The 12,686-nt window shown below is 66.7% G+C and carries 10 protein-coding genes and 1 tRNA gene; 4 read left to right on the forward strand and 7 right to left on the reverse strand.

Going from position 1 to position 12,686, the window contains the following annotated elements:
• Positions 1 to 129: 129 nt before the first annotated feature.
• From ACZ9AQ_RS00300 to ACZ9AQ_RS00320, 5 genes are all read right to left on the reverse strand, one after another.
• The gene (locus ACZ9AQ_RS00300; protein ID WP_429201667.1) at positions 130 to 1,080 is read right to left on the reverse strand and encodes a ribose-phosphate pyrophosphokinase; all 951 of its coding nucleotides are present in this window, start codon (positions 1,078 to 1,080) and stop codon (positions 130 to 132) included.
• Between the two features lie 145 nt (positions 1,081 to 1,225).
• Positions 1,226 to 1,302 (reverse strand) — tRNA-Gln (locus tag ACZ9AQ_RS00305).
• Between the two features lie 78 nt (positions 1,303 to 1,380).
• Positions 1,381 to 2,280: a 4-(cytidine 5'-diphospho)-2-C-methyl-D-erythritol kinase gene (ispE, locus tag ACZ9AQ_RS00310; RefSeq protein WP_429201666.1), complete on the reverse strand. Its 900-nt coding sequence runs from the start codon at positions 2,278 to 2,280 to the stop codon at positions 1,381 to 1,383.
• 3 nt (positions 2,281 to 2,283) lie between these two features.
• Positions 2,284 to 2,877: a lipoprotein insertase outer membrane protein LolB gene (gene lolB, locus ACZ9AQ_RS00315; RefSeq protein ID WP_429201664.1), complete on the reverse strand. Its 594-nt coding sequence runs from the start codon at positions 2,875 to 2,877 to the stop codon at positions 2,284 to 2,286.
• 79 nt (positions 2,878 to 2,956) lie between these two features.
• Positions 2,957 to 4,780: a tetratricopeptide repeat protein gene (locus ACZ9AQ_RS00320; RefSeq protein WP_429201663.1), complete on the reverse strand. Its 1,824-nt coding sequence runs from the start codon at positions 4,778 to 4,780 to the stop codon at positions 2,957 to 2,959.
• 151 nt (positions 4,781 to 4,931) lie between these two features.
• On the opposite strand from ACZ9AQ_RS00320, the gene mutM reads away from it, so the two are divergent.
• The 3 genes from mutM to mutY are packed head-to-tail and all read left to right on the forward strand — an operon-like array spanning position 4,932 to position 8,847.
• Positions 4,932 to 5,765, forward strand: a complete 834-nt coding sequence (gene mutM, locus ACZ9AQ_RS00325; protein ID WP_429201662.1) for a bifunctional DNA-formamidopyrimidine glycosylase/DNA-(apurinic or apyrimidinic site) lyase — start codon at positions 4,932 to 4,934, stop codon at positions 5,763 to 5,765.
• A gap of 26 nt (positions 5,766 to 5,791) precedes the next feature.
• Complete coding sequence (locus ACZ9AQ_RS00330; RefSeq protein ID WP_429201660.1) at positions 5,792 to 7,726, forward strand: dynamin family protein; 1,935 nt, start codon at positions 5,792 to 5,794, stop codon at positions 7,724 to 7,726.
• Positions 7,723 to 8,847, forward strand: a complete 1,125-nt coding sequence (mutY, locus tag ACZ9AQ_RS00335; RefSeq protein WP_429201658.1) for an A/G-specific adenine glycosylase — start codon at positions 7,723 to 7,725, stop codon at positions 8,845 to 8,847. Before ACZ9AQ_RS00330 ends, mutY begins: the two co-directional genes overlap by 4 nt.
• A 9-nt stretch (positions 8,848 to 8,856) precedes the next feature.
• Here the strand turns inward: mutY and ACZ9AQ_RS00340 are convergent, their stop codons facing one another.
• Complete coding sequence (locus ACZ9AQ_RS00340) at positions 8,857 to 9,906, reverse strand: ABC transporter ATP-binding protein (protein ID WP_429201656.1); 1,050 nt, start codon at positions 9,904 to 9,906, stop codon at positions 8,857 to 8,859.
• Between the two features lie 46 nt (positions 9,907 to 9,952).
• Positions 9,953 to 10,921: an IS1595 family transposase gene (locus tag ACZ9AQ_RS00345; RefSeq protein ID WP_429201654.1), complete on the reverse strand. Its 969-nt coding sequence runs from the start codon at positions 10,919 to 10,921 to the stop codon at positions 9,953 to 9,955.
• A gap of 118 nt (positions 10,922 to 11,039) precedes the next feature.
• Here ACZ9AQ_RS00345 and ACZ9AQ_RS00350 point away from each other — a divergent pair, with 118 nt between their 5' ends.
• Positions 11,040 to 12,677: an ABC transporter permease gene (locus tag ACZ9AQ_RS00350; protein ID WP_429201652.1), complete on the forward strand. Its 1,638-nt coding sequence runs from the start codon at positions 11,040 to 11,042 to the stop codon at positions 12,675 to 12,677.
• The last annotated feature ends 9 nt before the right edge of the window (positions 12,678 to 12,686 follow it).

The following is a 12,686-nucleotide window of genomic DNA, read 5'->3' on the forward strand; positions in this document are numbered from 1 at the left end:
CATCGAGGCGCTTGCAAATGAGGTTCCCGCCTCCGCGGGAACGACCTGCGTATTGCAACTTGCTTTGATACGTCAACGGCGCGCCGGCTATCGAGCCAGGCGCGCCGCGAAAACCAGCGACTAAAAAGCTTAGTCGACGAACAGCGAAATCACCGAGTCGCCCTTGACGATCCGCTTGAAGGTCTCGGCCAGCAGCGGTGCGCAGGTCAGTTGGCGGATCTTGCCGCAGGCGGCGCCGGCTGGGCTCAGCGGGATGGTGTCGGTGACGACCAGTTCGTCCAGCGGCGAGTTCGCGATGCGTTCGATCGCCGGGCCGGACAGGACCGGGTGCGTGCAATAGGCAACGACTTTCTTGGCGCCGCGCTCCTTGAGCACTTCGGCGGCCTTGCACAGGGTGCCTGCGGTGTCGACCATGTCATCCATGATCACGCAGTTGCGGCCTTCGACTTCGCCGATGATGTTCATCACTTCCGACACGTTCGCCTTCGGGCGACGCTTGTCGATGATCGCCAGGTCGCAACCCAGGCGCTTGGCCAGGGCGCGTGCGCGCACCACGCCGCCGACGTCGGGCGACACGACCAGCAGGTCGTCGTAGTTGCGCTTCTGCAGGTCGCTCAGCAGGATTGGCGATGCGTAGATATTGTCGACCGGGATGTCGAAGAAACCCTGGATCTGGTCGGCGTGCAGGTCCATGATCAGAACGCGCTCGACGCCGGCTTCTTCGAGCATGTTCGCGACGACCTTGGCCGAGATCGCGACACGCGCCGAACGCGGACGGCGGTCTTGGCGGGCATAGCCGAAGTAAGGAATGGCGGCGGTGATGCGGCCGGCCGAGGCGCGCTTGAGGGCGTCGACCATCAGCATGATTTCCATCAGGCTGTCGTTGGTCGGAGCGCAGGTCGATTGCAGGACGAAGACGTCCTTGCCACGCACGTTCTCGTTGATCTCGACCATGACTTCGCCGTCGGAAAACTTGGAGACGACTGCCTTACCGAGAGGAATGCCGAGACTTTTTGCGACCCCCTCTGCTAGCGCCGGATTGGCATTGCCGGTAAAAACCATCAGGTTTTCGTAAGCCATGGGAGTCCTAAAAGGGTAAAAAGCGTTTGTACGGTAGAAAAACAATCAGCCGGCTGTACCGGCTGATTAGCATGCTGATGCGGCGCTCGGCACCGTATCGCGATTTCTTGCTGGACGCTTCGGCATCGACAGATCAAGAAAACTTTGGCAGGGGAACAAGGATTCGAACCTTGGAATGCCGGAATCAAAATCCGGTGCCTTAACCAACTTGGCGATTCCCCTACACGATCGTTACTGCTTGCCGCGGGCGTTGTAGCTTGGCACTACATCTTGCTGCTCAGCGCTGCGACAGGCAGTATTTTATTCTATAACTCCCTGATTTTGCAAGAGCGATTTCATCAGCGGGTGTGTCTTCAACGACTTCGCCTTCCATGCCGTCCACTTGCCCGGCACTTGCGCCAACACATGGTCGGCAGCGTCTTCGCTGGAGAACGCGCAAAACACGCACGCCCCTGAGCCAGTCATCCTGGCATCGCCATGGCTGCTCAACCATTCAACCGCCTCTGCTACCGGCGGGAACAGGCGCATCGCCACGTCCTGCAAATCATTTTTCCCAAACCCAACCGTACTGCATGAATCGAGGTGGCTGGAAAAGTCCGCTATTCTGACGGGCTTTGAATCTCTTGTCAAATCTGGCGCAGAAAAAATTGCGGGCGTCGGCACCGCGACACCCGGCTCGATCACCACATACCAGCAATCCGGACCCGGCACCGCCTGCAACGCCTCCCCCACGCCTTGCGCGAACGCGGTTTCGCCGAACAGGAAAAACGGAATATCGGCGCCCAGCGGCAAGCCCAGCGCCATCAATTCTTCGCGGCCCAGGCCAGCCTTCCACAGGGCGTTGGCCGCCATCAAGGCGGTGGCCGCGTCCGACGATCCGCCGCCCAGCCCGCCGCCCATGGGCAAGACCTTGTCCACCCTGACCGAGATGCCCGGCGGCAGCCGGCCATGCCGGCGCGCAAACTCGGCCTGCAGCAGGCGCAGCGCGCGCACGACCAGGTCTTGCTCTTCGGGCACGCCCGGCACCTCGTTGGTGCGGCGGATCAGGTCGTCGTCGCGCAGGTCGAAATGCAGCCGGTCGGCGCGGTCGATCAGCTGGAACACGCTTTGCAGCAGGTGGTAGCCATCGGCGCGGCGGCCGGTGACGTGCAGGAACAGGTTGAGCTTGGCCGGCGCCGGGCAATCGTGCAGCGAACGCATGGATCAGGCCGCCGGCAGGATGACGATGCGGATCGCCAGGTCGGTGATGTCGCCCGAGGCGGCGCGCTCGGCCTGGATCAGGCGCGGAACCGGCTGGGCCGCGGCAGCATCCTGCCACTCGACGAAGCGCAGGCGCCAGCCATCCCTGGTCGTGACGCTGTTATTGGCCGGCGAGGCGCGAAAGCGCTGCCCCTGCGCGTCCAGCGCATAGCCCTGCAGCCAGTCGCGCAGGCCGGACACCGGCAGCGGCCAGCCCAGCGTTTCCTGGGTCAGGCTGTCGATGTCGCTTGCCGTGCGTTCCTGGCCGCCCTGGACCAGGGTCGCGGCATTGGGCGTGACATTGATCGTGGCCACCGTCTGGCCCAGCGGAGACATCAGGGCGACGTCGATCGCCTCGGGGCGCTGTTCCCAGTTGAAATTGCCGGTGATCGACTCCTGCCTGCCATCCTTCTGGTAATTGACCGACAGCTTGCCCGACAGGTCGATGGTGTCGCGGTAGTCGCCGACCGTGGCCGTGGACCGGTTGGCGGCGCCGGTGGCGCAGCCGGCGAGAACGGCGGCGAAGGCAAGCAAGGTGAGACGTCGGGTCAGCGGCATAGGACAATTCAAGAGAGCATGATAAAGAAACCGGACGCGGCGGACGGCTGTGCGCCATCCGCCGCCAGGGTCGATTATTTCACAAGGATTGCCGCAACCGCGCCAGCGTGGTGCGCAGCGTGTCGTTGTGCGGGTCCTTGGCGCGCGCCTCGCGCCACAGCTTTTCGGCCGTCGACTTATCGCCCTTCTGCCACAGCACCTCGCCCAGGTGGACGGCGATCTCGGGGTCCTTGCGCAAATCATAGGCGCGGCGCAGGAATTTCTCGGCCTCCACCAGGTTGCCCATCCGATAATGGACCCAGCCCATGCTGTCCATGATGAAGGGGTCGTCCGGCGCCATCTCGAGCGCCTTGGCGATCAGGCCGTAGGCTTCCTGCAGGCGCACATTGCGCTCCGCCAGCGAATAGCCGAGGGCGTTATAGGCGTGGTGATTGTCCGGCGCCTGCGCCATTACTTCACGCAATTGCGCTTCCATCACGTCGACCTTGCCCAGCTTTTCGGCCAGCAGCGCGAAGTCGTACAGCAGGTCGGGATTTTTCGGGAAGCGCCGGGTCGCCGCTTCCATCACCGCATAGGCTTCCTGCAGCTGGCCGGCGTCGCGCAGCAGTTGCGCCTCGGCCGCCGCGAGCTGGGCCTGGCGCGCCGGATCGTCGGTCTTGATCTCGGCCAGCAGGCGCCGCGCGCTGTTCACGTCGCCGCCCTTGCCGACCAGGTGGACGCGGCGCAGCTGGGCATTGAAGCGGGTTTGCGCATCCGTCCCTTCCGGCACCTTGTCCAGCCATTGCAGGGCGCCGGCCAGGTCGTTGCGCTCTTCGGCCAGTTGCGACAGGATCAGGAGCGCGCGCGAAGGATCGCGTTCGTCCTCCGGATTGCGCCCCAGTATTTCCACGAAGCGCGTGAAATATTGTTCTGCGCCGGGCGCGTCGTTCATCTGCGTGGCCAGGATGCCCAGCGCATACAGGTGGGCGACGTTCTCGGGCTGGGCCTTGACCAGCAGCTCGAATTCGCGCCGCGCCGCCGGATAATCCTTGCGGTTGACCAGCACCCGCGCGTAGGCGGCGCGCACCTCGTTCGCCTTCGGGTAGCTCTTGAGGAATTTCTGCATCAAGGCCGTCACCTGGGCCTCGTCCTCGGTCACCTGCGCCAGCATCAGGAGGGCGATCTCGGCGTCGGGCTTGACGGCCAACGCCGCCTGGGCTTCGCGGCGGGCCAGCGCCTTGTCGTCACGCACCAGGGCGATCTGGGCGCGCACGACGCGCGCTTCCATCGTGTTCTCATAAGGCGCGATCAGGCGCTCGAGCATGGCGATTGCCGCTTCCCTGTCCTGCGCACGGCCCAGCAATTGCTGGACCTGGAACAGCAGCACGCCGCGCCGGGCCGGCGTCGCCTCGCGCAGGCGCTGCTCGAAGATCGGTTCGAGTTCCGCGATCTTGTCGGACGTGACCGCCATGCCGACGAAATACTGGGTCGCCTCATCGGATTCCGGGTCGAGCTGGTACCACAGGCGCACCGCGGCCAGGGTGTCGTCGGCCTGCTTGGCGGCCACCGCCATCTCGGCCGCGCGGCGCGCCAGGCGCGGATCGCGGGTGCGCTGGGCCAGGTTGTAGACGGTCAGATACGGCCCCTGCCAGTCGCCGTTGCGAAACGCGAGTTCGGCCTTCATCAGCTGCTCGAGCATGACGGGCGTGAGTTCGACCTTGGGCAGGCGCGCTTCTTCCTCGGCCTTTTGCCGGGCCGCCAGCTCTTCCGCGTCCAGCTCGGCCTCTTGCGGTGCGGATTGCTGCTGGCCGAACATGGCCTGCTCGCCGGCGGCGAGCGACTGCTGTTGCGGCGACACAGCACATCCCGAGAGCAGGCCTGCGAGCAGCCCGGAGACGGTTACAATGGCGAAAGCGTTTTTCAAAGCAAGTCCAAAATCCGAGTTGATGTTTTGATTTTACGCCCATGCGCAGGCGCCTGCCGCGCATGAGCTGCATCAGGATTCCTGGCGCCGGCCCGGCCCGCAAGCTGCCCGGCCGCGACGGCAACCCGACTTTACACGATTCGTCTCCCCCATGCCTGAACTGCCAGAAGTAGAAGTCACCCGGCGCGGTGTCGCGCCCCATATCGAAGGCCGCGTCGTCGTGCAGGTCGTCTGCCGCCGCGACGGCCTGCGCTGGCCGTTCCCGCCCGGCCTGTCCGCGCTGCTGGCCGGCCGCCGCATCCTGGCCACCGGCCGGCGCGGCAAATACCTGTTGATCCATTTCGAGCACGGCACCCTGATCGTCCACCTGGGCATGTCCGGCCACCTGCGCGTGCTGCCGCCGGGCATCGAACCGCGCAAGCACGACCATGTCGACCTCGTCGTCGATGGTCACGATGGCGTGCAGGTGCTGCGCCTGCACGATCCGCGCCGCTTCGGCGCCGTGCTGTGGCATGCCAACGAGGACGGCGCGCTGGAGGAGCACATCCTGCTGCGCGGCCTGGGCGTGGAACCGCTCGGCGGGCACTTCGACGGCGCCCTGCTGCACCGGGAAACGCGGCGCCGCAGCGCGCCGATCAAGCAGGTGCTGCTGGCCGGCGACATCGTGGTTGGGGTCGGCAATATCTACGCCTGCGAGAGCCTGTTCCGGGCCGGGATCAGCCCCCGGACGCCCGCCTCGCGCATCAGCCGCGCGCGCTACGACCGGCTGGCCGAGGCGATCCGCGACATCCTGGCCGCCGCCATCGTCCAGGGCGGCAGTACCCTGCGTGACTTTATTGCCGTAAATGGGCAGTCTGGTTATTTCCAGCAGACATATTTCGTCTATGATCGTGCTGGTGTGCCCTGCCGCCAGTGCGAGGCGCCGGTCCGCCAGATCAAGCAGGGCCAGCGTTCGACCTTCTATTGCGCGCAGTGCCAGCGCTAGGAATACAAGGGGCTATGGGCTGAACGATGCAGGATCTACAACAGTATGGAGCGTGGCGAACCAGCGTTGCCGCCAGCCTCGAGAGTTACGGCAAGGCCTTGCGCGACGCCGGACTGATCGACGCCGGCGGCGAACAGGTGCTGGCGCGCGCGCTCGGACGCCTGCGCGACGACCGGCTGTCGGTCGCGTTCGTGGCCGAGTTCTCGCGCGGTAAAACCGAACTGATCAACGCCCTGTTCTTCGCCGACTACGGCCAGCGCATCCTGCCGTCCAGCGCCGGCCGCACCACCATGTGCCCGACCGAACTGCTATGGGATGAGCAATTGCCGCCCTGCGTACGCCTGCTGCCGATCGAGACCCGCGCCGGCCAGCTGTCCCTGGGCGACTACCGCGACGATCCCGGCGCCTGGACCGTGCTGCCGCTGGACCTGGACGCCCCTGGCGCGATGCACGAGACGCTGCGCCAGGTCAGCCAGACCCGCCGCGTGGCGACGGGCGAGGCCGAGCGCTACGGCCTGTTCGACCCGCAGGATCCCGACCTCGCCGCCGGCCTGGGCATGGACGGCGCGATCGATGGCGCGATCGACATTCCGCGCTGGCGCCACGCCATCATCAACCTGCCGCATCCGCTGCTCAAGCAGGGCCTGGTGATCCTCGACACCCCGGGCCTGAACGCGATCGGCACCGAGCCGGAACTGACGCTGAACCTGATCCCGAACGCGCACGCGGTGCTGTTCGTGCTGGCCGCCGACACCGGCGTGACGCGCAGCGACATCGAGGTCTGGCGCACCCATATCGGGGCCGGGCCGGGCCGGCTGGCGGTGCTGAACAAGATCGACGCCATGTGGGACGAGCTCAAGGACGGCGCGGCCAACGACGCCGAGATCGCGCGCCAGCAGCACGACGTCGCGCGCCTGCTCGGGCTGGACGCCGGCCAGGTCTATCCGGTCTCGGCCCACAAGGCGCTGGTCGGACGCATCGGCGGCGACATGGACCTGTTCGAGCGCAGCCGCCTGGGCGAGCTCGAAGCGGCGCTGTTCCACCACCTGATCCCGGCGCGGCGCTCGATCAATGCGCGCCAGCTGCGCGCCGACCTCGAGATCCTGGCGGCGGGCCAGCAGATGCTGGCGGCGGCGCGCCTGCGCGAGCTGGTCGAGCAGTTGCAGGAGCTGCGCAGCCTGCGCGGCAAGAACCAGGGCATGATCGCCCACATGGTGCGCCGGGTGGAGGCCGAAAAGAAGGAATTCGACGCCGGCCTGTTCAAGCTGCAGGGCACGCGCGCCGTGTTCACGCGCCTGTCGACCGAGCTGTACACGCTGGTCGGCATGGACGGCCTGCAGGACCGGACCGAGACGGTGCGCGCCGCGATGGCGGCAAGCCGCTTCGCCACCGGCATGCGCGCGCCGGTGCGCAACTACTTCGCCGGCGCGCGCGCCGGCTTGCTCGACGCCTGCGCCAAGGTCGACGAGATCAAGTCGATGATGGACGCCATGCACCGCCGCTTCGCGGCCGAACACGGCCTGTCGCTGGCGCTGCCGCAAACCTTGTCGTTGACCCGCCACGTCGACGAGATCGACGCCATCGAAACGCTGTTCGAGCGCCAGTTCGGCACCGCGACCCTGTTGATGACCAGCCGCGCGACGCTGCTCGAGCGCTTCTTCGATTCGATCGCCTCGCGCGTGCGGCGCGTCTACCGCGCCGCCAACGCCGACGTCGAAGCCTGGCTGAAGGTCGCCAACGCGCCGCTGGAAACGCAGATCCGCCAGCACCGCGACAACCTGCGCCAGCGCCAGGCCACGGTCCAGCGCATCCATGACGCCAGCGACAGCCTGGAACAGAAGATCGGCGCCTTCGAGCACGGCCAGGCCGAGCTCGAATCCACGCGCCAGCACCTGGCCGCCATCGCGGCCGGCGTCACCACCTTACTTGCGGCTCCAAGCCACTCACCCGATATCGCATGAAACGCCTCACCGAGTTCGACCAGCTGGCCGACCCCACCTTCTCGAAGGCCGTGATCGACTGGCAGCGCAGCCACGGCCGCCATACCCTGCCCTGGCAAAACACCCAGGATGCCTACCGCGTCTGGCTGTCCGAGATCATGTTGCAGCAGACGCAGGTGGCTGCGGTGCTCGGCTATTACGCCCGCTTCCTGGAGCGCTTCCCGACCGTCCACGCGCTGGCCGAGGCGCCGCTCGACGACGTGATGGCGCATTGGAGCGGCCTCGGCTACTACACCCGCGCGCGCAACCTGCACGCTTGCGCCCGCCGCGTGGTGCACGACTACGACGGCGTATTCCCGAGCGACCCGGCGCTGCTGGCCGACCTGCCCGGCATCGGCCGCTCGACCGCGGCGGCGATCGCGGCGTTTTCCAGCGGCGTACGCGCCGCGATCCTGGACGGCAACGTCAAGCGCGTGTTCGCGCGCGTGTTCGGCATCGACGCCTATCCGGGCCTCAAGCCGGTCGAGGATGCGCTGTGGCGGCGCGCCGACGCCCTGCTGCCCGAGGTGGCCGGCAACCCGGGCGCCATCGAGTCCTACACCCAGGGCCTGATGGACCTGGGCGCCACCCTGTGCACGCGTTCGCGGCCCGACTGCGGCCGCTGCCCGCTGCAGGCGCGCTGCGTGGCCTTCGCCACCGGCCGCACCGCCGAACTGCCGGTGCGCAAACCGAAGAAGGCGACGCCCGAGAAACGCACCGCGCTGCTGGTCGTGATCGACGGGGGCGACGTGCTGCTCGAACAGCGCCCGCAGACCGGCATCTGGGGCGGCCTGCTGTCGCTGCCGGAAGTGGGCGGGCACGTGGCGATGGACGAGGATGCGCCGCCGGTCTGCACCGCCAGCGTCGCGCAAGCGGCAGGCGCCTTCGGCACGCTCGACGAAGTGCGGCCATTGAGCCCGCTGGTGCACGTCTTCACCCACTACAAGCTGCACATCGCGCCGTTCGCGGTGACGCTGGCGGCGCGCGCCGCGCCGGCGCCCGGCCATGTCTGGTGGAAGCTCGATGCGATCGGCGAGGCGCCGCTGCCGGCGCCGGTCAAGAAACTGCTGCGCGACCTGGCAAGGCCGAGCCTGTTCGGCTGACCGGCGCAGTCAGGACGCGAAGGCGACCACGTGGTCGAGGTCCAGGCGGATGCCGATGCGTTCGCCCGGCGCATGGTCATGGTGGCTCGGCACCAGGGACAGGACGTCCTGTCCGCTTTCGAGCCTGAGCGTATACAGGAATTCGGCGCCTCGAAACGCCTTGGCGACCACTTCGGCCGTCACCTCGCTGGCGTCGTCGTGCACGACGTCGTCCGGGCGCAGCAGCACGCTGACAGCGTCGCCGCTGCGCCATGACGCGGCGCTATCCGCCGCAGGCTGGGGCAGGTCGCCGAGCTCGATGCGGATTGCGCCGCCTGGCAGCACCTGGCCGTGAACGAACACGCCTTGTCCGACAAAATCGGCCACGAAACGGTTGGCCGGACGGTGATACAGGTTATAGGGCGTATCCCACTGCTGGATCTGGCCGTTGTGCATGACGCCGACCTGGTCGGCCATCGCAAAGGCTTCATGCTGGTCGTGCGTGACCAGCACCGCGGTGGTGCCTTCGGCGCGCAGGATGGCGCCCACTTCCGCCGCCAGCCGTTCGCGCAGATCCACATCGAGGCTGGAGAAAGGTTCGTCGAGCAGCAGCAGGCGCGGCCGCGGTCCCAGGGCGCGCGCCAGCGCCACGCGCTGCTGCTGGCCACCCGACAGCTCGTGCGGATACTTGTCCGCATGGCCGGGCAGTCCCACCAGGACCAGCAGCTCGTCCACGCGCGCCTTGCGCGCAGCCGGCGCCATGGCGCGCAAGCCGAAGGCGATATTGGCGGCCACGCTCAAGTGCGGAAACAGCGAGTAGTCCTGGAACACCATGCCGATGCGTCGGCGCTCGGCCGGCACATGGCCGGCCGGCGAGCTGACGACTTCGTCCCCCACCTGGATCAGTCCTGCATCGGGCCGCTCGAAGCCTGCAATGCAGCGCAAGACCGTGGTCTTGCCACACCCGGACGGCCCGAGCAGACAGCCGATCTCACCGGGCGCCAGGCGCAGCGACAAGCCGTCCACGACGGTGTGCTTGCCGTAAGCATGAGAAAGCTGCCGCAGTTCAAGAAGCGCCATCGTGATCCAGTCGGAAAAAGGAGCCATTATAATGGCGCTGTACCCATTAGCTGTTGATGACCCCGAATGCGATGCGCAGCAATTGCTCGACAGAAGGCACCCGCCCGCCATCGAGCGCCCAGTGCCAGCCCAGGTAGTTGGGCAGTCGGTGTGACGCCACGCCATGGAAGCGCGCCAGCCATTCCTTGAAGCGCCGGTGGTAGGCGTTTACGTGTTGAACATGGATGGCGCCCTCGGCGCCCTTGCGCACCCGTTCGCCGGCACTGAGATTAACCGCTTGATGCGCGATGCCATGGGCACGGGCGAAGGCGGCATAGGCGGCATTGGCGTCCGTCACCAGCAGCGCCTGCTGGTCGAGTTTCGGCAGCAGGTGCCTGACCAGCTGGGCCGCCTTCAGGGCGCCGCGTCCGGTCACGGCGTCGATGGTCTGGCCGCTGCGGTCGCGCGCCACCAGGATGCAGTCGAGGTGGTGCGAGATTCCGCGCAGGGCAGCCCTGCCGCCGCGCTTGCGCGGCTGGCGGTCGAGCTTGCGTGCACCCTTCTGCGATTCGAGCAGGAACATCTCGTCGGCCTCGACGATGCCTGAGAGACGCGCCGGGCGGTCGTCCTTGACCCGGTCGAGAAAGCGATGACGCCAGCGAAAGGCCGTGTTGCGGTGCACGCCGACAAGCTTGGCCGCAGAGCGGACCGAGCGGGAATCGAGCACCACTTCGAGATAGGCGAGCCACTTGCCCTTGAGCCTGAGCCGCGCCAGCGGCGTGCCGGTCAGGTCGTTGAAGGTGCGGCCGCACGAGCAGCAGCGATAGCGTTGCAGGTCGTTGGCCTGGCCATGCCGGTAGCAACGTTCGCAGGCGCAATCCGGACAGCGCCGCCCTATTGACCGGATCTCGCCGATGAGGGCGATCACCCGGTCCAGCCCGGCTGCCGGATGCAGGGCGGCGAGCACCTTCTGGCGCTGCGGCTGGTTCAGCTTTGGCAGCTGGGCGAACAGCCGCGCAAACTTTGGCGCTTTCATCGTACGCTCCCGATCGATGACGACCGGGATTGGACTGCGGATCAGCTCAGCAGTTCAATCCTCATCCACAGCTAACGAGGACAGCGCCATTATAATTCGTTTATTTCCTAACATTATCATGGCTAAACCGGCGTTCAACACCCTGCAGCTGATGGCACTGGTCATTGCGACCCTGATTGCAGTGCCGCTGCTGACCGTCGCGGCGTCCCTGCTTCCCGGCGCGGGCGGCCCGACATGGACGCACCTGGTCGATACCGTGCTCCCTTCGTATATCGTGAGCACCCTGTATCTGTGTGCGGCCGTGGGCATCGGGACGGTCGTGATCGGCACCGGCGCCGCATGGCTGGTCACCATGCACGATTTTCCGGGACGCAGCGTGTTCGAATGGGCGCTGGTACTGCCGCTGGCGGTGCCGACCTACGTGATGGCGTACACCTATACCGACCTGCTCCAGTTCGTCGGTCCGGTGCAGTCCTGGCTGCGCGCCACCTTCGCGCTCACGCCGGGAAGCTACTGGTTTCCCGATATACGCACCCTTGGCGGCGCGGCGGTGATCTTCACGTTCGTGCTGTATCCGTACGTGTATCTGCTCGCGCGCGCGACGTTCCTGGAGCGTTCCAGCGCCATGCTCAACGTGGGCCGCTCGCTGGGACTGGGGCCCTGGCGGCGCTTCTACACGATCGCGCTGCCGCTCGCCCGACCCGCCATCGTCGCCGGCGCCACGCTGGCCCTGATGGAAACGCTGGCCGACTACGGCGCCGTGTCGTACTTCGGTGTCCAGACCTTTACCACCGGCATCTATCGCGCCTGGTTTTCACTGGGCGACCGCGAGGCGGCGGCGCAACTGGCTGCGGCATTGCTGGGTTTCGTGATGCTGCTGCTGTTGATGGAGCACCTCAGCCGCGGACGCGCGCGTTTCGAAGTGAGCGGCAGCCGCCAGACCCTCCAGCCGAGCGATCGGCTCACCGGTGTGCGCGCCCTCGGCGCCGTCCTGTTCTGCAGCGTGCCGCTCGCCGCCGGCTTCCTGGTGCCGGCAACGGCCTTGCTGCACATGGCGATCAGCAGCGGCGACGCCCAGTTTGGCGAACGCTTCATTCAACTGGCCCGCAACAGCTTTGTACTGGCCGCGCTGGCGGCGGTACTGGCCGTGGCGATTGCGGTATTGCTCGCCTACGCCGCGCGCACTGCGCGCGCCAGCTTCCATCGCCACCTGAATCGCCTGGTCGGGCTTGGCTATGCGCTGTCGGGCACCGTGATCTCCGTCGGCGTCCTGCTGCCGGTGACCAGGCTCGATCGCTGGCTGGCGGCGAGCATCACGGATCTGACGGGCCATAATCCCGGCCTGCTGCTCACTGGCGGCATCGCGGCGCTCGTGTATGCCTACCTGGTGCGTTTCCTCGCGGTGTCGCTGCATACGGTGGAGGCGGGACTGGGCAAGATCACCACGTCGATGGACGACGCGGCGCGTTCGCTGGGATATGGCGCATCTGCGACGTTAGCGCGCGTGCACATCCCCATGTTGCGCACCAGCCTGCTGACCGCCGGCCTGCTGGTGTTCGTGGAAGTCATGAAGGAATTGCCGGCGACCCTGGTCATGCGCCCGTTTAATTTCGATACCCTGGCGACGCAGGCCCACATGCTCGCTTCGGACGAGCGCCTGAGCGAAGCGTCGACGGCGGCGTTGACGATCGTTGCCGTCGGCGTCTTGCCATTGCTGCTGATCACCCGTGAGATCGCCAGGCGCCGCCAGGGCTGAAACGACGCG

The sequence above is a fragment of the Massilia sp. UYP34 genome, from assembly GCF_056279385.1.